The 20,396-nt window shown below is 60.7% G+C and carries 15 protein-coding genes; 6 read left to right on the top strand and 9 right to left on the bottom strand.

Annotated features, from left to right (window positions below; all coding sequences use genetic code 11):
• Window positions 1-120 precede the first annotated feature (120 nt).
• Both BXA01_RS24880 and ppsA read right to left on the bottom strand, forming a co-directional pair.
• A complete protein-coding gene (locus tag BXA01_RS24880; RefSeq protein WP_076566892.1) occupies window positions 121-1,110 on the bottom strand; it encodes an alpha/beta fold hydrolase in 990 nt (329 codons plus the stop codon).
• A 185-nt stretch (window positions 1,111-1,295) separates the two neighbouring features.
• The gene (gene ppsA / locus BXA01_RS24875) at window positions 1,296-3,665 is read right to left on the bottom strand and encodes a phosphoenolpyruvate synthase (RefSeq protein ID WP_039762994.1); all 2,370 of its coding nucleotides are present in this window, start codon (window positions 3,663-3,665) and stop codon (window positions 1,296-1,298) included.
• 174 nt (window positions 3,666-3,839) lie between these two features.
• Between ppsA and ppsR the strand changes: the two genes are divergently transcribed.
• Window positions 3,840-4,658, top strand: a complete 819-nt coding sequence (gene ppsR, locus BXA01_RS24870; protein WP_016773826.1) for a posphoenolpyruvate synthetase regulatory kinase/phosphorylase PpsR — start codon at window positions 3,840-3,842, stop codon at window positions 4,656-4,658.
• 133 nt (window positions 4,659-4,791) lie between these two features.
• Here the strand turns inward: ppsR and prpD are convergent, their stop codons facing one another.
• The 6 genes from prpD to BXA01_RS24840 all read right to left on the bottom strand — a co-directional run bounded on the left by prpD (window position 4,792) and on the right by BXA01_RS24840 (window position 13,296).
• Window positions 4,792-6,276, bottom strand: coding sequence for a 2-methylcitrate dehydratase (gene prpD / locus BXA01_RS24865; RefSeq protein ID WP_076566890.1), 1,485 nt, complete (start codon window positions 6,274-6,276; stop codon window positions 4,792-4,794).
• A 186-nt stretch (window positions 6,277-6,462) separates the two neighbouring features.
• Complete coding sequence (gene prpF / locus BXA01_RS24860) at window positions 6,463-7,653, bottom strand: 2-methylaconitate cis-trans isomerase PrpF (protein ID WP_076566887.1); 1,191 nt, start codon at window positions 7,651-7,653, stop codon at window positions 6,463-6,465.
• A 52-nt stretch (window positions 7,654-7,705) separates the two neighbouring features.
• Window positions 7,706-10,300, bottom strand: coding sequence for a Fe/S-dependent 2-methylisocitrate dehydratase AcnD (gene acnD / locus BXA01_RS24855; protein WP_076566884.1), 2,595 nt, complete (start codon window positions 10,298-10,300; stop codon window positions 7,706-7,708).
• Between the two features lie 204 nt (window positions 10,301-10,504).
• Window positions 10,505-11,632 carry a bifunctional 2-methylcitrate synthase/citrate synthase gene (prpC, locus tag BXA01_RS24850; protein ID WP_076566881.1) on the bottom strand — a complete coding sequence of 376 codons (1,128 nt, stop codon included), beginning with the start codon at window positions 11,630-11,632 and terminating at the stop codon, window positions 10,505-10,507.
• 51 nt (window positions 11,633-11,683) lie between these two features.
• Entirely contained in the window at window positions 11,684-12,577 is an 894-nt protein-coding gene (gene prpB / locus BXA01_RS24845) for a methylisocitrate lyase (RefSeq protein WP_024012298.1), read from the bottom strand.
• The gene (locus tag BXA01_RS24840) at window positions 12,574-13,296 is read right to left on the bottom strand and encodes a GntR family transcriptional regulator (RefSeq protein WP_172834046.1); all 723 of its coding nucleotides are present in this window, start codon (window positions 13,294-13,296) and stop codon (window positions 12,574-12,576) included. The genes prpB and BXA01_RS24840 overlap by 4 nt, the downstream gene beginning before the upstream one ends.
• Window positions 13,297-13,699: 403 nt before the next feature.
• Here BXA01_RS24840 and rloA point away from each other — a divergent pair, with 403 nt between their 5' ends.
• The 4 genes from rloA to pabB all read left to right on the top strand — a co-directional run bounded on the left by rloA (window position 13,700) and on the right by pabB (window position 18,319).
• Entirely contained in the window at window positions 13,700-14,236 is a 537-nt protein-coding gene (gene rloA, locus BXA01_RS24835) for a retropepsin-like aspartic peptidase RloA (RefSeq protein ID WP_041479149.1), read from the top strand.
• A 5-nt stretch (window positions 14,237-14,241) separates the two neighbouring features.
• A complete protein-coding gene (gene rloB, locus BXA01_RS24830) occupies window positions 14,242-15,777 on the top strand; it encodes an osmotic stress tolerance membrane protein RloB (protein ID WP_076566878.1) in 1,536 nt (511 codons plus the stop codon).
• A complete protein-coding gene (locus BXA01_RS24825) occupies window positions 15,777-16,763 on the top strand; it encodes an alpha-L-glutamate ligase-like protein (protein ID WP_016773817.1) in 987 nt (328 codons plus the stop codon). The genes rloB and BXA01_RS24825 overlap by 1 nt, the downstream gene beginning before the upstream one ends.
• A gap of 212 nt (window positions 16,764-16,975) precedes the next feature.
• The gene (pabB, locus tag BXA01_RS24820; protein WP_076566875.1) at window positions 16,976-18,319 is read left to right on the top strand and encodes an aminodeoxychorismate synthase component I; all 1,344 of its coding nucleotides are present in this window, start codon (window positions 16,976-16,978) and stop codon (window positions 18,317-18,319) included.
• Between the two features lie 131 nt (window positions 18,320-18,450).
• Here pabB and thrH read toward each other — a convergent pair whose 3' ends face one another.
• Window positions 18,451-19,068: a bifunctional phosphoserine phosphatase/homoserine phosphotransferase ThrH gene (thrH, locus tag BXA01_RS24815; protein WP_076566871.1), complete on the bottom strand. Its 618-nt coding sequence runs from the start codon at window positions 19,066-19,068 to the stop codon at window positions 18,451-18,453.
• 165 nt (window positions 19,069-19,233) lie between these two features.
• Here thrH and BXA01_RS24810 point away from each other — a divergent pair, with 165 nt between their 5' ends.
• Window positions 19,234-19,974, top strand: coding sequence for a phosphoadenylyl-sulfate reductase (locus BXA01_RS24810; protein ID WP_041479156.1), 741 nt, complete (start codon window positions 19,234-19,236; stop codon window positions 19,972-19,974).
• The last annotated feature ends 422 nt before the right edge of the window (window positions 19,975-20,396 follow it).

Below are 20,396 nucleotides of genomic sequence, written 5' to 3'. Positions count from 1 at the left end.
ATGGTCGCTGAGCGAACCTGAACCGCAGCTGAAACGTTATCGCTAAACAGTCACGAAATATGACCGGAACCGCACAATGCGTCATATCTTAGCCGCAAGCCAGGCTGAACGGAACGACCCTCACACCGCAGCGGCCAGATCCGTCGTCTGCGCCAGCAACGGCGTCTGCTGATCGTTCAACCAGCGCGCCACCAGCGGCCACACTTCAGCCTGCGCTGCTTTGCTCACCAACATTTCGACATGGCCGAAATTGTCCGAGAACCCCTGCTCGCGGCCCAGGTTGATGAACTGCTTGCACTCTGAGCCGATCTGCTCGAACAGCTTGCGGCAGGCCCACGCCGGATCCTGATGATCCCCCGCTGCGGTCACCGCCAGCACCGGCACCTGCACCTCGGCAAGTCCGGCCCACCAGTCCTTATCCTTGTCGCCGAAGCGGCCAAACAAGCCGTACCAGCGCATGCTTTCGATGGCCAGGCCGATCGGCTCGTCTTCCGGTCCGCGTTTGAGGCGTGAGCCAGACAACTGCGCGAAACGCTTGAGAATGAAGCGCCCGCCCCACTCCACCGGTGGGATTTTCAACGGCCAGTAGGTGCGGCTGACCTGCGTGCCGAAAAACGCCGCCGAGGCCACGGCCGGTTCGCCGAGATATTCGCCACCGAGCGCCGCCGCCAGGGTGATGCCGCCGAGCGAATGGCCGATCCAGTGCGGGATCTGTCCGCTCTGCTCACGCACGAACGCGGCAATCGCCGGCAGATCGTAACGGGCGTAGTCGGCCACGCGGTTGCGCCGATAGTCTTCGTTGCGCTGGGACAGGCCGTGACCGCGCATTTCCGGAATCCACACGTCGAAGCCCAGCCGCGTCAGATACGCGCCGAGCCCGAGACCTTTGGGGGAAAACCAGAAGCGCCGATTGGAAAAGCTGCCGTGCAACAGAATCACCGGCACGCCGCGTGGCGCCGTGTCATCGGCCATGCCCAAACGGGTGACGGCGATCTCTACGGACCAGTCCGGGCTGTTGCCGGGTTTCAATCGATAGACGTCTTCGCTCAGATCGCCGCGCCGCTCGGCGCTGATCAGCGCGACAGGAAACAGGTTGCTGCTGCTTTGCATAATGCTCTTGCACAAAAAAGGGCGGCTTCCGATGGAGCCCGCCCTACTTCAATCTCAAGGCCCGGCCCATGTGAGAGCGAGCCTGCTCGCGAAAGCGGTGTATCAGTCAACATCCATGGTGAATGTTGCTGCGTCTTCGCGAGCAGGCTCGCTCCCACATGGGGCGCGGGCCAATTACATACTGATCAAGCCTGACCTTCGGCGAGGAAGAACCAGGTTTCCAGCACGGTGTCCGGGTTCAGCGACACGCTTTCGATGCCCTGTTCCATCAGCCACTTGGCCAGATCCGGGTGGTCCGAAGGACCCTGACCGCAGATGCCGATGTACTTGCCGGCCTTGTTGCAGGCCTGAATGGCATTGGCCAACAGCTTCTTCACCGCCGGATTACGTTCGTCGAACAAGTGCGCGATGATCCCCGAGTCACGGTCCAGACCCAGCGTCAGTTGAGTCAGGTCGTTGGAGCCGATCGAGAAGCCATCGAAGAATTCGAGGAATTCCTCAGCCAGAATCGCGTTGGATGGCAGCTCGCACATCATGATCACGCGCAGACCGTTCTCGCCGCGCTTCAAGCCGTTCTCGGCGAGCAGATCGACCACCTGGCTGGCTTCGCCCAAAGTACGGACGAACGGCACCATGATTTCCACGTTGGTCAGGCCCATCTCGTTGCGCACGCGTTTCAGCGCGCGGCATTCGAGCTCGAAGCAATCGCGGAACGATTCGCTGATGTAACGCGAAGCACCACGGAAACCCAGCATCGGGTTTTCTTCTTCCGGCTCGTAGAGCTTGCCGCCGATCAGGTTGGCGTATTCGTTGGACTTGAAGTCCGACAGGCGCACGATGACTTTTTTCGGCGTGAACGCTGCAGCCAGGGTGCTGATGCCTTCCACCAGTTTGTCGACGTAGAAGTCGACAGGGTCGCTGTAACCGGCAATACGCTTGTCGACGCTGTCCTTGATTTCCTGCGGCAGGCCGTCGTAGTTCAACAGCGCTTTCGGGTGCACGCCGATCATGCGGTTGATAATGAATTCCAGACGCGCCAGACCAACGCCGGCGTTCGGCAATTGCGCGAAGTCGAAGGCGCGATCCGGATTGCCGACGTTCATCATGATCTTGAACGGCAGCTCCGGCATGGCGTCGACGGAGTTCTTCTTGATGTCGAAGCCCAGTTCGCCTTCGAAAATGTAACCGGTGTCGCCTTCGGCGCAGGACACGGTCACGCCCTGGCCATCCTTCAGCAACTGGGTGGCGTTTCCGCAACCGACCACCGCCGGAATGCCCAGCTCACGAGCGATGATCGCCGCGTGGCAGGTACGCCCGCCACGGTTAGTGACGATGGCGCTGGCGCGCTTCATCACCGGTTCCCAGTCCGGGTCGGTCATGTCGGAAACGAGCACGTCGCCCGGCTGGACTTTGTCCATTTCCGAGACGTCTTTGATGATGCGTACTTTGCCGGCGCCGATGCGCTGGCCGATCGCCCGACCTTCCACCAGCACGGTGCCGGTTTCTTTCAGCAGGTAACGTTCCATGACGTTGGCCTGGGTGCGGCTTTTCACGGTTTCCGGACGCGCCTGAACGATGTACAGCTTGCCGTCGTCACCGTCCTTGGCCCACTCGATGTCCATCGGGCAGCCGTAGTGCTTCTCGATGATCATCGCCTGCTTGGCCAGCTCGCTGACTTCGGCGTCGGTCAGGCAGAAACGCGCGCGTTCGGCCTTGTCGACATCGACAGTCTTGACCGAACGACCGGCCTTGGCCTCGTCGCCGTAGATCATCTTGATGGCTTTGCTGCCCAGGTTGCGACGCAGGATCGCCGGACGACCGGCCTCCAGCGTGCCTTTGTGTACGTAGAACTCATCCGGGTTGACCGCGCCTTGTACGACGGTTTCGCCCAGGCCGTAAGCGCCGGTGATGAACACCACGTCACGGAAACCGGATTCGGTATCGAGGGTGAACATCACGCCGGCGGTGCCGGTTTCCGAACGCACCATGCGCTGCACGCCAGCCGACAGGGCGACCAGTTTGTGGTCGAAGCCCTGGTGCACGCGGTAGGAAATCGCACGGTCGTTGAACAGCGAAGCGAACACCTCTTTGGCGGCGCGGATTACGTTTTCCACACCACGGATGTTCAGGAAGGTTTCCTGCTGACCGGCGAACGAGGCGTCCGGCAGGTCTTCGGCGGTGGCTGAAGAACGCACGGCAACGGCCACATCAGGGTTGCCCGCCGACAGCGCGGCGAACGCTGTGCGGATCTCGGTGTTAAGTTTTTCCGGGAATTCGGCGTCCATGATCCATTGGCGGATCTGCGCGCCGGTCTTGGCCAGGGCATTGACGTCGTCGACGTCGAGCGCGTCGAGGGCCTTGTGGATCTGCTCGTTCAGGCCGCTCAGTTCGAGGAAGTCACGATAGGCCTGAGCCGTCGTGGCGAAGCCGCCGGGGACCGAAACACCGGCGCCTGCCAGGTTACTGATCATCTCGCCCAGGGATGCGTTCTTGCCCCCCACATGCTCAACATCGTGTTTGCCGAGCTTATCGAGGGAAACTACGTACTCTACCAAGGTGATCTCTCCACTAACTGTGTTGGAAAAGCTCAGAAACCGGCGGCCCGGGGGAGCCTTGGCCGGTTGTATGGCCTGGACCTGGAAAATAAGTGAGAATGCGGGCCAATGGCGGCCGGCAAATCGCGCCTATCATATCCAAGATTCGTTACTAGCTTAAGGCCCAAGGTGCAAATGAAACGATCTGCTTTCTTCATCTCCGATGGCACCGGCATTACCGCCGAAACCCTGGGTCAAAGCCTGTTGGCGCAGTTCGAAAACATTACCTTCAGCAAATTCACGCGGCCCTACATCGACAGCGTGGAAAAAGCGCGGGCCATGGTACAACAAATCAACAAAGCCGCTGAAACCGACGGCTTTCGCCCGATCATCTTCGACACCATCGTCAATCAGGACATTCGTGAGATTCTCGCAACGTCCAATGGTTTCATGATCGACATTTTCTCGACCTTCCTCGCGCCGCTCGAACAGGAGCTTACCGAGCACTCTTCCTACACCGTCGGCAAATCCCATTCGATCGGACATAACTCCAATTACATGGAGCGCATCGAGGCGGTGAACTTCGCCCTCGACAACGATGACGGCGCGCGCACCCACTATTACGACAAAGCCGATCTGATACTAGTGGGCGTGTCGCGATGCGGCAAAACGCCGACGTGTCTGTACATGGCCATGCAGTTCGGCATCCGCGCGGCCAACTATCCGCTGACCGAAGACGACATGGAGCGCCTGACCCTGCCGACGGCCCTGCGCGCCCATCAGCACAAGCTGTTCGGCCTGACCATCGACCCCGACCGCCTCACTGCGATTCGCAACGAGCGCAAGCCCAACAGCCGTTATTCAAGCTACGCCCAGTGCGAATTCGAAGTGCGCGAAGTGGAAAACCTGTTCCGCCGCGAGAACATTCCGCACATCAATTCCACGCATTTTTCCGTCGAGGAGATTTCGGCGAAGATTCTGGTGGAAAAAGGCGTTGAGCGGCGGTTCAAGTAGGTTTGCAGTGCCTGATCTGACGCTATCGCGGGCAAGCCCGCTCCCACAGGTTCTGAAGGCGTTCACAATTTCTGTGTTCATCACCATTCCCTGTGGGAGCGGGCTTGCCCGCGAAGAACGATAACGCGGTCCGTCAGATCACAAACAGGTCGATGAATCGATTCACCGCTGTGGCTTCAAGCCGCGCCTGATCCTCACAGAGCGCAAATATCTCAGCGCAACGCTGCCCGGCAAACCGCGTGGCCAGATTGGCCTTGAACTTGTCCTCCAGCAACGGAATACCTTCGGCGCGGCGGCGGCGATGGCCGATCGGGTACTCCACCAGCACGTTGTCGGTGCTGCTGCCATCCTTGAAAAACACCTGCACGGCGTTGGCAATCGAGCGTTTGTCAGGCTCAAGGTATTCGCGGGTGAAGCGCGGTTCTTCAACGATGAGCATTTTTTCGCGCAGCACATCGATGATCGGATGCGCCTTGTGGAAGTCGTCTTCGTAGTGCTCCGCCACCAGATTGCCGAATGCCAGCGGCACGGCGGTCATGTACTGCAGGCAGTGGTCGCGGTCGGCGGCATTGGCCAGCGGGCCGACCTTGGAAATGATGCGGATCGCCGATTCATGGGTGGTGATGACGATGCGGTCGATCTCATGCAGCCGATTGCGAACCAGCGGATGCAAGGTCACCGCCGCCTCGCACGCCGTCTGCGCATGGAATTCGGCGGGGAAACTGATCTTGAACAGCACGTTTTCCATCACGTAACTGCCGAACGGCCGGGAAAAGCTGAAAGCGCGCTTGTCCTCGGGCTTGAGCGCCAGATCGTTGTTGATGTGGCTGAACGAAACGTCATAGAAGCCCCACTGCTTCGCGCTCAAAACGCCGGGAATGCCCATCTCACCGCGCATGGCGATGTCGGCCAGGCGCACGCCGCGACTCGCCGCATCCCCTGCCGCCCAGGATTTGCGCGAGCCGGCGTTCGGCGCATGGCGATAGGTGCGCAGCGCCTGACCGTCGGCGAAGGCATGGGACAGCGCCGACAGCATCTGCTCGCGATGGGCGCCCATCAGTCTGGCGCTGACGGCGGTCGAGGCGACTTTCACCAGAATGACGTGGTCGAGTCCAACCCGGTTGAAGGAGTTTTCCAGAGCGATCACGCCTTGAATCTCGTGGGCCATGATCATTGCTTCCAGCACATCGCGGACCGTCAGCGGCGCTTCACCGTTAGCGACGCGTTTTTGCGACAGGTGATCGGCAACGGCGAGGATGGCGCCGAGGTTGTCCGATGGATGGCCCCATTCGGCGGCAAGCCAGGTGTCGTTGTAATCGAGCCAACGGACGATACAGCCGATGTCCCACGCGGCCTTGACCGGATCGAGGCGATAACTGGTGCCCGGCACTCGTGCGCCGAACGGCACCACCGTGCCCTCGACGATCGGGCCGAGGTGTTTCGTGCATTCGGGGAAACGCAGGGCCAGCAGACCGCAGCCCAGCGTGTCGATCAGGCAGTTGCGCGCGGTGTTCAGCGCCTCGGCGGATTCGGGCTTGAAGGTGAGGACGTAGTCGGCGATGTCCTGCAGGACTGCGTCGTAATCGGGACGGTTGTTCAGGTCGACGTTGGCGCTCATGTTCGATTCACTCGTGAAGTGGTTCGTTGATGGGACCTCGGTTCAGGGCTAACGATTTCTTATGATTGAAATGCAATCCACTGTGGGAGCGAGCCTGCTCGCGAAGGCTGAGCGTCAGTCAACATTTGCATGTCTGATGCATCGCTTTCGCGAGCAGGCTCGCTCCCACAAGGATATTGCTGTTGCTTAAAAGCAATCGCCGGGCACGCGGACATAGCCTTCCATGAGCACCCGCGCACTGCGGCTCATGATGGCTTTCTTCACCACCCACTCGCCATTCTCCAGTGTCGCTTCAGCGCCCACGCGCAAAGTCCCCGACGGATGGCCGAAACGCACCGCGTTGCGTTCAATGCCACCCGCAGCGAGATTCACCAACGTGCCGGAAATCGCCGCCGCCGTGCCGATCGCCACTGCTGCCGTGCCCATCATCGCGTGGTGCAGTTTGCCCATCGACAACGCGCGCACCAGCAGATCGACGTCACTGGCCGCAATCGCTTTACCACTCGACGCTACGTAATCCGCAGGCTTGGCGACGAATGCGACTTTCGGCGTGTGCTGCCGCTTGGCGGCTTCTTCCAGATTGGCGATCAGGCCCATGCGCAACGCACCGTAAGCACGAATCGTCTCGAACATCAGCAGCGCTTTCGGATCGCCGTTGATCGCACCTTGCAGTTCGGTGCCGGTGTAGCCGATGTCTTCGGCGTTGACGAAAATCGTCGGGATCCCGGCATTGATCATGGTCGCCTTGAACGTGCCGACACCCGGCACTTCCAGCTCGTCGACCAGATTGCCGGTAGGGAACATCGAGCCACCGCCGCCCTCTTCTTCCGCCGCCGGATCCATGAATTCGACCTGCACTTCGGCCGCCGGAAAGGTCACGCCGTCGAGTTCGAAATCACCGGTTTCCTGCACTTCGCCGTTGGTGATCGGCACGTGGGCGATGATGGTCTTGCCGATGTTGGCCTGCCACACGCGCACCACCGCCACGCCGTTGTGCGGAATGCGGCTGGCGTCGACCAGACCGTTGCTGATGGCGAACGAACCGACCGCCGCGGAGAGGTTGCCGCAGTTGCCGCTCCAGTCGACGAACGGCTTGTCGATCGACACCTGGCCGAACAGGTAATCGACGTCGTGATCGGCGCGGGTGCTTTTCGACAGGATCACGGTTTTGCTGGTGCTCGACGTTGCGCCGCCCATGCCGTCGATTTGCTTGTCGTACGGGTCGGGACTGCCGATCACCCGCAGCAGCAGCGCGTCGCGAGCCGGGCCGGCAACCTGCGCTGCTTGGGGCAGATCGGTGAGGCTGAAGAACACGCCTTTGCTGGTGCCGCCGCGCATGTAGGTGGCAGCGATTCTGATTTGTGGTGCGTGAGCCATGGTGCTCCTTACCGAAGGCATGGGACTTGAAATCCCATGCCCACACGTTGATTTAAACGGCGACCGCCGATCCTTCGAGGAAGTCCTGAGCAAAGCGCTGCAACACGCCGCCGGCCTCGTAGATCGACACTTCTTCAGCGGTATCGAGACGGCAGGTCACCGGCACTTCGACCCGCTCGCCATTCTTGCGATGAATCACCAGCGTCAGATCCGCGCGGGGTTTGCGTTCGCCGATCACGTCGTAGGTTTCGCTGCCGTCGATGGCCAGGGTGTGGCGGTTGGTGCCGGGTTTGAATTCCAGCGGCAACACGCCCATGCCCACCAGGTTGGTGCGGTGAATGCGTTCGAAACCTTCAGCGGCAATCGCCTCGACACCAGCCAGGCGCACGCCTTTCGCCGCCCAGTCGCGGGACGAACCCTGGCCGTAGTCAGCGCCAGCGATGATGATCAGCGGCTGCTTGCGCTGCATGTAGGTTTCGATGGCTTCCCACATGCGCATGACCTGGCCTTCCGGCTCGACACGCGCCAGCGAACCCTGCTTGACCTTGCCGTTTTCCACGACCATTTCGTTGAACAGCTTCGGGTTGGCGAAGGTCGCGCGCTGTGCCGTCAGGTGGTCGCCACGGTGGGTGGCGTAGGAGTTGAAGTCCTCTTCCGGCAGGCCCATTTTTGCCAGGTATTCGCCGGCGGCGCTGTCGAGCATGATCGCGTTCGATGGCGACAGGTGATCAGTGGTGATGTTGTCCGGCAGCACCGCCAGCGGGCGCATGCCCTTCAGCGGACGGGCGCCGGCCAGTGCGCCTTCCCAGTACGGCGGACGGCGGATGTAGGTGCTCATCTCGCGCCAGTCGTACAGCGGCGCGACTTTCGGCCCGGTGTCTTCATGCACGGCGAACATCGGAATATAGACCTGACGGAACTGCTCAGGCTTGACCGAAGACTTCACCACCGCATCGATTTCTTCATCGCTCGGCCAGATGTCTTTCAGGCGGATTTCCCGACCATCGACCACGCCCAGCACATCCTTCTCGATATCGAAACGGATGGTCCCGGCGATCGCGTAAGCAACCACCAGCGGCGGCGAAGCAAGGAATGCCTGTTTGGCGTACGGGTGAATGCGGCCGTCGAAGTTGCGGTTGCCGGAAAGCACCGCGGTCGCGTACAGATCGCGGTCGATGATCTCTTGCTGGATCAGCGGATCAAGGGCGCCGGACATGCCGTTGCAGGTGGTGCAGGCAAACGCCACGACGCCGAAGCCGAGCTGCTCCAGTTCGGTGGTCAGCCCCGCTTCATCGAGGTACAGCGCTACGGTTTTCGAACCCGGTGCCAGCGAGGATTTGACCCACGGCTTGCGGGTCAGGCCGAGCTTGTTGGCATTGCGCGCCAACAGGCCAGCGGCGATGACGTTGCGCGGGTTGCTGGTGTTGGTGCAACTGGTGATCGCGGCGATGATCACCGCGCCGTCGGGCATTTGCCCCGGCACGTCATCCCACTGGCCGGAGATGCCTTTGGCTGCCAGATCCGATACCGCAACGCGGGCGTGCGGGTTGCTCGGGCCGGCCATGTTGCGCACCACCGAAGACAGATCAAAAGTCAGGCCGCGCTCGTACTGCGCGCCTTTCAGGCTGTCAGCCCACAGGCCGGTGAGTTTGGCGTACTGCTCGACCAATTGAACCTGCTGGTCTTCACGACCGGTCAGTTTCAGGTAATCGATGGTCTGCTGGTCGATGTAGAACATCGCCGCCGTGGCGCCGTATTCCGGGGCCATGTTGGAAATGGTCGCGCGGTCGCCGAGGGTCAGCGCTGCTGCACCTTCACCGAAGAATTCCAGCCACGCGCCGACGACTTTCTGTTTACGCAGGTACTCGGTCAAAGCCAGGACCATGTCGGTAGCGGTGATGCCCGGTTGCAGCTTGCCGGTCAGTTCAACGCCAACGCTTTCCGGCAGACGCATCCACGACGCGCGACCGAGCATCACGCTCTCGGCTTCGAGGCCGCCGACGCCGATGGCAATCACACCGAGCGCATCGACGTGCGGCGTGTGGCTGTCGGTGCCGACGCAAGTGTCGGGGAACGCCACGCCTTCGCGCACCTGAATCACCGGCGACATTTTCTCCAGGTTGATCTGGTGCATGATGCCGTTGCCCGGCGGGATCACGTCGACGTTCTTGAAGGCCTTTTTGGTCCAGTTGATGAAGTGGAAACGGTCTTCGTTGCGGCGGTCTTCGATGGCGCGGTTCTTCTCGAAGGCCTGGGCATCGAAACCGCCCGCCTCGACGGCCAGCGAGTGGTCGACGATCAGTTGCGTCGGCACCACCGGGTTGACCTGCGCCGGGTCACCGCCCTGCAAAGCGATGGCGTCACGCAGACCGGCGAGGTCGACCAGCGCGGTCTGGCCGAGGATGTCGTGGCAGACCACCCGCGCCGGGAACCACGGAAAATCGAGGTCGCGCTTGCGTTCGATCAGTTGCTTGAGCGAGTCGGTGAGCGTGGCCGGGGCGCAGCGACGCACAAGGTTTTCCGCCAGCACGCGGGAGGTGTACGGCAGGGTGTCGTAGCTGCCAGGCGCAATCGCCTCGACCGCCGCGCGGGTGTCGAAGTAATCCAGCGGCGTGCCGGGCAGGTTCTTGCGGAATTCTGTGTTCATCGGGTCAGGACTCGGGTCACGGTGGTTGCAAAGGGTGAGCGCGACACCGACCTTGAAATTCACCCCGAACCCTGTGGGAGCTGGCTTGCCAGCGATAGCGGTGGGTCAGTCGACATCAATGTTGAATGTGACTCAGTCATCGCTGGCAAGCCAGCTCCCACAGGGTCTTCGGTGGATCTCGGATCAGCGCTTGGCCCTCACCATTCAGCGACGTTCGATTGGCACGAACTTGCGCTGTTCGACGCCGGTGTATTCGGCGCTTGGGCGGATGATGCGGTTGTTGGCGCGTTGTTCGAACACGTGCGCGGCCCAGCCGGTCAGGCGCGAGCAGACGAAGATCGGCGTGAACAGCTTGGTCGGGATGCCCATGAAGTGGTAAGCCGAGGCGTGATAGAAGTCGGCATTCGGGAACAGTTTCTTCTGCTCCCACATGGTCTTGTCGATGGCCTCGGAAACCGGGAACAGCACCTTGTCGCCGACCTCGTCCGCGAGTTTTTTCGCCCAGCCCTTGATCACCTCGTTGCGCGGGTCGCTGTCCTTATAGATCGCGTGGCCGAAGCCCATGATCTTGTCCTTGCGCTCGAGCATGCCGAGGGTGCCTTTGATCGCCTCTTCCGGCGATGAGAAGCGCTCGATCATTTCCATCGCCGCTTCGTTGGCGCCACCGTGCAACGGACCACGCAGCGAGCCGATCGCCGCCGTCACGCACGAGTACAGATCCGACAAGGTCGAAGCGCAAACCCGTGCGGTGAAGGTTGAGGCATTGAATTCGTGTTCGGCGTAGAGGATCAGCGACACGTTCATGACTTTGACGTGCAATTCACTCGGTTTCTTGCCGTGCAGCAGGTGCAGGAAGTGGCCACCGATGGTTGGCTCGTCGCTGACGCAGTCGATGCGCTTGCCGTCGTGGCTGAAGCGATACCAGTAGCACATGATCGCCGGGAACGCGGCGAGCAGACGGTCGGTCTTGTCGCGCTGTTCAGAGAAGTCTTTCTCCGGTTCGATGTTGCCGAGGAATGAGCAACCGGTGCGCATGACGTCCATCGGATGCGCGTCGGCGGGAATTCGTTCGAGCACTTCCTTCAAAGCTTGCGGCAGGTCGCGCAGCTTGCTCAGTTTGGTCTGATAGTCGGCCAGTTGCGCTTTGGTCGGCAGTTCGCCGTACAGCAGCAGATAGGCGACTTCTTCAAATTGCGCGTCGGCGGCCAGTTCACGCACGTCGTAGCCGCGATAGGTCAGCCCGGCTCCGGCCTGGCCCACGGTGGACAGCGCGGTTTGCCCGGCAACCTGGCCACGGAGCCCGGCGCCACTGAGTACTTTTGCTTCGGCCATTGTGTTCTCCAATCTTCTTGAATTTGTATGGGGAAACTCGTGGGGTTTTGTTCAGCCTTTCTTCTGTGCAAACAACGCATCGAGCTTCTGCTCGAACGTGTGGTAATCGATACGATCGTAGAGCTCCATGCGAGTCTGCATGGTGTCGATGACATTCTGTTGCGTGCCATCGCGGCGGATTGCCGTGTAGACGTTTTCCGCTGCCTTGTTCATCGCGCGGAACGCCGACAGCGGGTAAAGCACCAGCGAGACGTCAGCGCCGGCCAGTTGTTCGGTGGTGTACAGCGGCGTTGCGCCGAACTCGGTGATGTTGGCCAGGATCGGGGCTTTCACACGGTTGGCGAACAGCTTGTACATGTCCAGTTCGGTAATCGCCTCCGGGAAGATCATGTCGGCGCCCGCCTCGATGCACGCTGCCGCGCGATCAAGTGCCGATTCCAGACCTTCCACCGCCAGCGCATCGGTGCGCGCCATGATCACGAAGCTGTCGTCGGTGCGCGCATCGACGGCGGCTTTGATGCGATCGACCATTTCCTGCTGGCTGACAATTTCTTTATTCGGGCGATGGCCGCAGCGCTTGGCGCCAACCTGGTCCTCGATGTGAATCGCCGCCGCGCCGAACTTGATCATCGACTTGACGGTGCGCGCGACGTTGAAGGCCGACGAGCCGAACCCGGTATCCACGTCCACCAGCAGCGGCAGGTCGCAGACATCGGTGATGCGGCGTACGTCGGTGAGCACGTCGTCCAGCCCGGTGATGCCCAGATCCGGCACGCCCAGAGAACCTGCGGCTACACCGCCACCGGACAGGTAGATAGCCTTGAAACCGGCGCGTTTGGCCAGCAGCGCGTGGTTGGCGTTGATCGCGCCGACCACTTGCAAAGGATGCTCGCTGGCGACCGCATCGCGGAAGCGCTGGCCCGGCGTGTTCAGGTTGGAAGTCATGCATCACCTCGTTCAGTGGCTGTCTTGTTGTGGGCGCCGTCCTCGTAGTGACGGGCGATGTTGCGTTTCGAGGCGCCGATGTGGCGGCGCATCAACAATTCCGCGAGCTCGCCGTCACGGTCGGCGATGGCATCGAGAATGCGGTGGTGTTCGGCGAAGGCCTGGTGCGGGCGGTTCGGCGTGGTGGAAAACTGGATGCGGTACATGCGCACCAGTTGATACAGCTCGCCGCAGAGCATCTGCGTCAGCGTGCGATTGCCGCTGCCCTGGATGATCCGGTAATGAAAGTCGAAATCGCCTTCCTGCTGGTAATAACCGACGCCGGCCTGAAACGCCGCATCGCGCTCGTGGGTTTCCAGGACCCGGCGCAGTTCATCGATCTCCTCGACGCTCATGCGCTCGGCGGCGAGGCGGCAGGCCATGCCTTCGAGAGATTCACGGATTTCGTAGAGTTCGATCAATTCGGCATGGCTGAGCGAGACCACCCGCGCACCGACGTGCGGCACACGCACCAGCAGGCGCTGGCCTTCCAGACGATGGATCGCCTCACGCAGCGGCCCCCGGCTGATGCCATAGGTGCGCGCCAGCTCCGGCTCGGAGATCTTGCTGCCCGGGGCGATTTCGCCCTTGACGATTGCGGCCTGGATGCGCCGGAAGACGTTTTCCGACAGCGTCTCGGAATCGTCGCCATTGATGACCGGGGGATCGAGTTGATCCAGCATGATTGTCGACACCTTTAAATCCAATGCGGCAAAAACTAGCCAATCCGGCCCGATGAGTCAAAGGATAAATAGGTATTGTCGACAATCGTCTAATAACCGCAGCCAATCGATCATCTATTACTGTGGGAGCGTGCCTGCTCGCGAAGGCGGCACATCAGCCGGCTTCTGCATCGAATGACACAGCGCTTTCGCGAGCAGGCTCGCTCCCACAAGAGTGGCACCCCTTGCAGCTCATGGGTCGGCGCAAGCGCTGGCGCCATAAAACCACCGTGCTAGAATGCCGCCCGCATTTGCGGGTCTTTGTACGGCTTGCCATAAAAAGCTGCCAGGCATACGCGGGGGCTTGCGCACGGTTGTGCGGGCACCTGAACCGATAACGGAACGCTGCGCACCAGGATTTATGAGACTCAAGCCTTTCCCCACCTTTTTTGCTCTGTTTTGCCTGCCCGGCCTCGCCGCCGCGGGGGAAAAAACCGTGTATGGCCTCAACGAATACGCTTCGCTTGACGGCATCAATCTCGAAGTCGCGGCCAAACTCGACACCGGGGCGAAAACCGCCTCGCTGAGCGCCCGCGACATCAAACGCTTCAAACGCAACGGTGAATCCTGGGTACGTTTCTACCTGGCCATCGACACCGCGCATTCACACCCCATCGAACGGCCGCTGGCGCGAGTCAGCAAGATCAAGCGCCGCGCCGGCGACTACGATCCGGAAGAGGGCAAGCAGTACACCGCCCGTCCGGTTATCGAGCTGGATATCTGCATGGGTTCGGCATTGCGCAGCATCGAAGTGAACCTCACCGACCGAAGTGCGTTCCAATACCCGCTTTTGATCGGCTCCGAGGCGCTGAAACGCTTCGACGCGCTGGTCGACCCCAGTCTTAAATACGCTGCCGGCAAACCTGCCTGCACCATCGCCGCTCACACCGCCGAGTAATTTCCATGCGTTCTCTAACCTTCCACCTGAAAATCCTGATCGCCGTGCTGGTGCTGCTGGGCGTTTCGGTTACGGCCTATCAGATTTTCGTGCTCGGCATCCCGGTGACCGAAGACGCCACCGACGACCTGTGGAACATCGACGCCAAGGTCGAGTTCGTCGCCAGCACCAAAGATCCCGTGAAGATCCAGATGTTCGTGCCGCCGTTGAGCCGCGATTACGTGAGCCTCAACGAAAGCTTCATCTCCAATAACTACGGCGTCGCGGTGAACCGCATCGACGGCAACCGCAAGGTGACCTGGTCGGCCCGTCGCGCCAAGGGTAACCAGACGCTGTATTACCGTCTGGTGCTGACCAAGCGCTACACCGCGGAAAAATCCAAGGTCAAAGGCCCGACCTTCCGTGACAGCATGGTCATCGAAGGCCCGGAAAAAATCGCCGCCGAAGCCCTGCTCGCGCCGATCCGCCAACATTCGGCCGACGTCGAAACCTTTATTGGCGAGGCGATCAAGCGCGTCAACAACGTGAATGACGACAACGTCAAATTGCTGCTGGCCGGCGATCCGTCGACTTCGCACAAAGCCAAGATCGTCGAACTGCTGCTGTCGATTGCCCACGTTCCGGTAGAAAAAGTCCACACCATCCGCCTCGTCGCCGATCAGCCTCAGACTCCCGAACTGTGGCTGCGCAGCTTCAACGGCAACGACTGGCTGTACTTCAACCCGGAAACCGGTGAGCAAGGCCTGCCGACCGATCGCCTGCTGTGGTGGACCGGTGACGAAAACCTGATCACCGTCGACGGCGGCAAGAAAGCCAACGTGACCTTCAGCCTGAACAACAGCGAGATGAACGCGATTCGTCTGGCCAAGCTGACGGACGAAAACACTGACGCCAACTTCCTCGATTACTCGCTGTACGGCTTGCCGCTGCAGACCCAGCAGACCTTCATGATCATGGTGATGATCCCGATCGGCGTGCTGGTGATCCTGATCCTGCGCAACCTGATCGGCCTGCAGACCCTGGGCACATTCACCCCGGTGCTGATCGCCCTTGCCTTCCGCGAAACGCAGCTGGGCTTCGGCATTCTGCTGTTCACGGTGATCACCGCGCTGGGCCTGTCGCTACGCTCGTATCTCGAACATCTGAAGCTGCAAATGCTGCCGCGCCTGTCGGTGGTGCTGACCTTCGTCGTGGTGTTGATTGCGGCGATCAGTCTGTTCAGCCACAAGCTTGGCCTTGAGCGTGGCTTGTCGGTGGCGCTGTTCCCGATGGTGATTCTGACCATGACCATCGAACGGCTGTCGATCACCTGGGAAGAACGCGGCGCCAACCATGCGCTGAAAGTCGCGATCGGCACGCTGTTCGCTGCCTCCCTCGCGCACCTGATCATGACCGTGCCGGAGCTCGTGTACTTCGTGTTTACCTTCCCGGCGATCCTGCTGATTCTGGTCGGTTTCATGCTGGCGATGGGTCGCTATCGCGGCTACCGCCTGACCGAACTGGTACGTTTCAAGGCCTTCCTGAAGAAGGCTGACGTCTGATGTTCGGTTTCTGGAAGACGTGGAAGGCCCTCGAGGCGCGCGGCATCATGGGCATCAACCGCCGAAACGCGGACTACGTGCTCAAGTACAACAAGCGCAGCCTGTACCCGATCGTCGATGACAAGATCCTCACCAAGGAACGCGCCATCGCCGCCGGCATTCACGTGCCGGAGCTGTACGGGGTGATCTCCACCGAGAAGGAAATCGACAAGCTCGACGAGATCATCGGCGGGCGTAGCGACTTCGTGATCAAACCGGCGCAGGGCGCGGGTGGCGACGGCATCATCGTCATCGCCGACCGCTTCGAAGGCCGTTATCGCACGGTGTCGGGCAAGATCCTCGCCCACGAAGAGCTGGAGCATCACATCTCGAGCATCCTCACCGGCCTGTACTCGCTGGGCGGCCACCGCGACCGCGCACTGATCGAATACCGCGTGACCCCGGACCAGATCTTCAAAAGCATCAGCTACGAAGGCGTGCCGGACATCCGCATCATCGTGCTGATGGGTTACCCGGTGATGGCGATGTTGCGTCTGCCGACCCGTCAGTCCGGCGGCAAGGCCAACCTGCACCAGGGCGCCATTGGCGTCGGCGTCGATCTCGCCACCGGCCTTACGTTGCGCGGCACCTGGCTGAACAACATCATCACCAAACACCCCGACACCACCAACGCGGTGGACGGCGTGCAACTGCCCTACTGGGACGGTTTCATGAAACTCGCCGCCGGCTGCTATGAGCTGTGCGGGCTGGGTTATATCGGCGTGGACATGGTGCTCGATCAGGAAAAAGGCCCGCTGATCCTCGAGCTGAATGCGCGGCCGGGGCTGAACATTCAGATCGCCAACGATTGCGGCCTGACCTTGCGTACCCACGCGGTTGAAGCGCGGCTGGAAGAGCTGAAGGCGCGGGGCGTAAAGGAATCGGTTGAAGAGCGGGTGGCGTTTACCCAGGAGATGTTTGGGCATATTCCTGCGGTCGAGGGCTGATTCAGAATCGAGTCGCGGCCTTCGCGAGCAGGCTCGCTCCCACATTGGAATGCAACCCCTGTGGGAGCGAGCCTGCTCGCGAAAGCGGACTTGCTACCAACACGAGCCTCAAGCCTGCCGCCCATCTGCCAATCGCCGACATCCCCTCTAGGAGCAATTCCCGCAGAGGACTACAATCCCCACCCCGCCTCAACGGCCGATCTGCCCCGCCCATGTTGACCTGCTCCGTACACCCACTGCCCTACCGCGCCAACCCCGCCGACTATTTCGCGGCCATTCGCAACGCACCCGGCGCCGTGCTGCTCGACAGCGGCCGGCCGAGCGCTGAACGCGGCCGTTATGACTTGCTCAGCGCTTGGCCGCTGGAACAACTGGCGGTGTTGCCGGACGAGAGCGGCGCGCATTTCCTCCAGCGCCTGCGTGACAACCTCAGCCGCTTGGGCGGAGCGCAGTTGCCTGCCGGACCCGAATTGCCGTTCGCCGGCGGACTGATCGGTTATTTGAGCTACGACTTCGGCCGGCATCTGGAAAACCTGCCGAGTCAGGCACTGGATGACCTGCAACTGCCCGATGCGCGTTTTGGCCTGTACGACTGGGCGCTGATCAGTGATCACCACGGGCAAACCAGCCAATTGGTCTTTCATCCTTCGCTTGTCGACAGTGAACGGCAGCGATTGGTCGCGCTGTTCACTCAGCCTCAAGTTGACGCGCTGGCTCCATTCAAACTGAACGCCCCCATGGCCGCTGATCTCTCGGCCGACGACTACCGTCAGGCCTTCGAACGCATTCAGGACTACATCCAGGCTGGCGACTGCTATCAGGTCAACTTCGCGCAACGCTTCCGCGCGCAATGCCAGGGCGATCCGTGGCTGGCTTACTGCGCTTTGCGTCAGGCCTGCCCGACGCCGTTCTCCGGCTTCCAGAGCCTGCCCGACGGCGGCGCGGTGCTGAGCCTGTCACCGGAACGTTTCGTCAGAGTCAGCCAGCGCCAAGTCGAAACCCGACCGATCAAAGGCACTCGCCCACGCGGCCTGACCCCAGCCGAAGACGCTGCCAACGCCGCCGAACTGCTGGCCAGCCCCAAGGATCGCGCGGAAAACCTGATGATCGTCGACCTGCTGCGCAACGACCTCGGGCGCACCTGCCGCATCGGCTCGGTGCGGGTGCCGGAGCTATTCAGTCTGGAGAGCTATCCGAATGTGCATCATCTGGTCAGCAGCGTGACCGGTGAACTGGCGGCGGATCGTGACGCGCTTGACCTGATCGCTGGCAGCTTCCCCGGCGGCTCGATCACCGGCGCACCGAAGATACGGGCGATGCAGATCATCGACGAGCTGGAGCCAACCCGGCGCGGTTTGTATTGCGGATCGTTGCTGTACCTGGACGTGCGCGGTGAGATGGACAGCTCCATCGCTATTCGCAGTCTGTTGGTCAAGGATGGCCAGGTGTGCTGCTGGGGCGGCGGCGGGATCGTCGCCGATTCGGACTGGCAGGCGGAGTATCAGGAGTCGATGACCAAAGTCAGAATTCTCTTGGAAACCCTGCAAAACCTCTGAGGAATGATCGTTCCCACGCTCCGCGTGGGAATGCAGCCCGGGACGCTCCGCGTCCCATCCAAAGCCGAACGCGGAGCGTCCGTTGAGGCATTCCCACGCAGAGCGTGGGAACGATCATCAGGTAGCGAGGCTTACAGGCTGAGATCGCGGTTTGAGGCCTTGAGAAATTCCCGCTTCAGCTCTTCAAACGTATGCACCGCCGGAAACTGCGGAAACTCGCGAATCACGTTGTCCGGCGCATGAAACAGAATCCCCGCGTCCGCCTCGCCGAGCATGGTCGTGTCGTTGTATGAATCACCCGCCGCGATCACCCGGTAGTACAGGCTCTTGAACGCCAGCACCGACTGACGCTTGGGATCTTTCTGGCGCAGTTGATAGCCCGTCACCCGCCCGCTTTCGTCAGTGATCAAGCGATGGCAAAGCAGAGTCGGGAAGCCCAGCTGGCGCATCAGTGGTTGTGAAAACTCATAAAAAGTGTCCGAGAGAATCACTACCTGGAAACGCTCGCGCAGCCAGTTGACGAACTCCACCGCGCCGTCCAGCGGTTTGAGCGTGGCGATCACTTCCTGAATATCCGAGAGCTTGAGGCCGTGCTCGTCTAGGATGCGCAAACGCTGCTTCATCAATACGTCGTAATCGGGAATGTCCCGGGTGGTGGCCTTGAGGGAGTCGATTCCGGTTTTTTCGGCGAAGGCGATCCAGATTTCCGGTACCAGTACCCCTTCAAGATCCAGGCAAGCAATTTCCACAAGACACTCCCGTTTGTAGTGATTATTTGAGTCAAGCGAGGCCGAACTCTAGCGTCTGCCCCCGAGGCGCGCAACGCAGAGGACGCCCCGGGCGCGGCAGCTTTTTGTTACCATCGGCCCCCTATAGAGCGCCCGAGCGCCATTGACCTGTAGGAAGCCGCCCTGATGAGCCCAACGTTTGACGTCGTGGAACTCGCCACGACCTATGCCAACAAATCCGCCCAGGACATTCTCAAACTCGCCTTCGCCGAGTTCGGCGATGACTTGTGGATATCTTTCAGCGGCGCCGAGGACGTGGTGCTGGTGGATATGGCGTGGAAGCTGAACAAGAACGTCAAAGTGTTCAGCCTCGACACCGGCCGCCTGCATCCGGAGACCTACCGCTTCATCGAGCAGGTGCGCGAGCACTACAAGATCGACATCGAAATCGTCTCGCCGGACTACACGAAACTCGAACCGTTCGTGAAGGAAAAAGGCCTGTTCAGTTTCTACAAGGACGGCCACGGCGAATGCTGCGGCATCCGCAAGATCGAGCCGCTGCGCCGTAAGCTGTCCGACGTCAAAGCCTGGGCCACCGGCCAGCGCCGCGATCAGAGCCCGGGCACCCGCAGCGCTGTGGCGGTGCTGGAAATCGACACGGCGTTCTCGACACCGGAACGCACCCTGTACAAGTTCAACCCGTTGGCGCAGATGACCAGCGAGGAGATCTGGGGTTACATCCGCATGCTCGAACTGCCCTACAACAGCCTGCACGAGCGCGGTTTCATCAGCATCGGCTGCGAACCCTGCACCCGCCCGGTGCTGCCGAACCAGCACGAGCGTGAAGGCCGCTGGTGGTGGGAAGAAGCCACGCAGAAAGAATGCGGGTTGCATGCGGGGAATATCATCAGCAAGAGCAAGGTTTGATCCCCCATTTATAGAAAGACCTGTGGGAGCGAGCCTGCTCGCGAAAGCGCAGTTCCAGTCAACGTTTCAGTTGCCTGATCCACCGCATTCGCGAGCAGGCTCGCTCCCACATTGATATGTGCCAGGCACACAAAAGGTGTACACAAGGTTGTCACCATCAGTGCCATTTATGTGTGCACTTTCAGTTCTGACGCCCTGAAAAGTTACACTCCCCAGCAGAATCCCCATCTGCTTGCCCCTCTGCAAAATCCCTCCCCTGAAAAAAATTCCTGTCCAATCGATCAATTTATATCGCCGGTTTTTCAGCGACTTATGCTGCATCGATAACTATTCGAAATGAGCGTGGCTGCCCATAGATTCATATCTGGCACAAATCTGGCTTTATCGCATACATGTTTTGTATACAAAACTGCAAAACATGC

The organism is Pseudomonas sp. B10 (assembly GCF_900156235.1).
Classification (GTDB): Bacteria; Pseudomonadota; Gammaproteobacteria; order Pseudomonadales; family Pseudomonadaceae; genus Aquipseudomonas; species Aquipseudomonas siliginis.
This window is presented reverse-complemented; position numbering and strand designations above follow the sequence as displayed.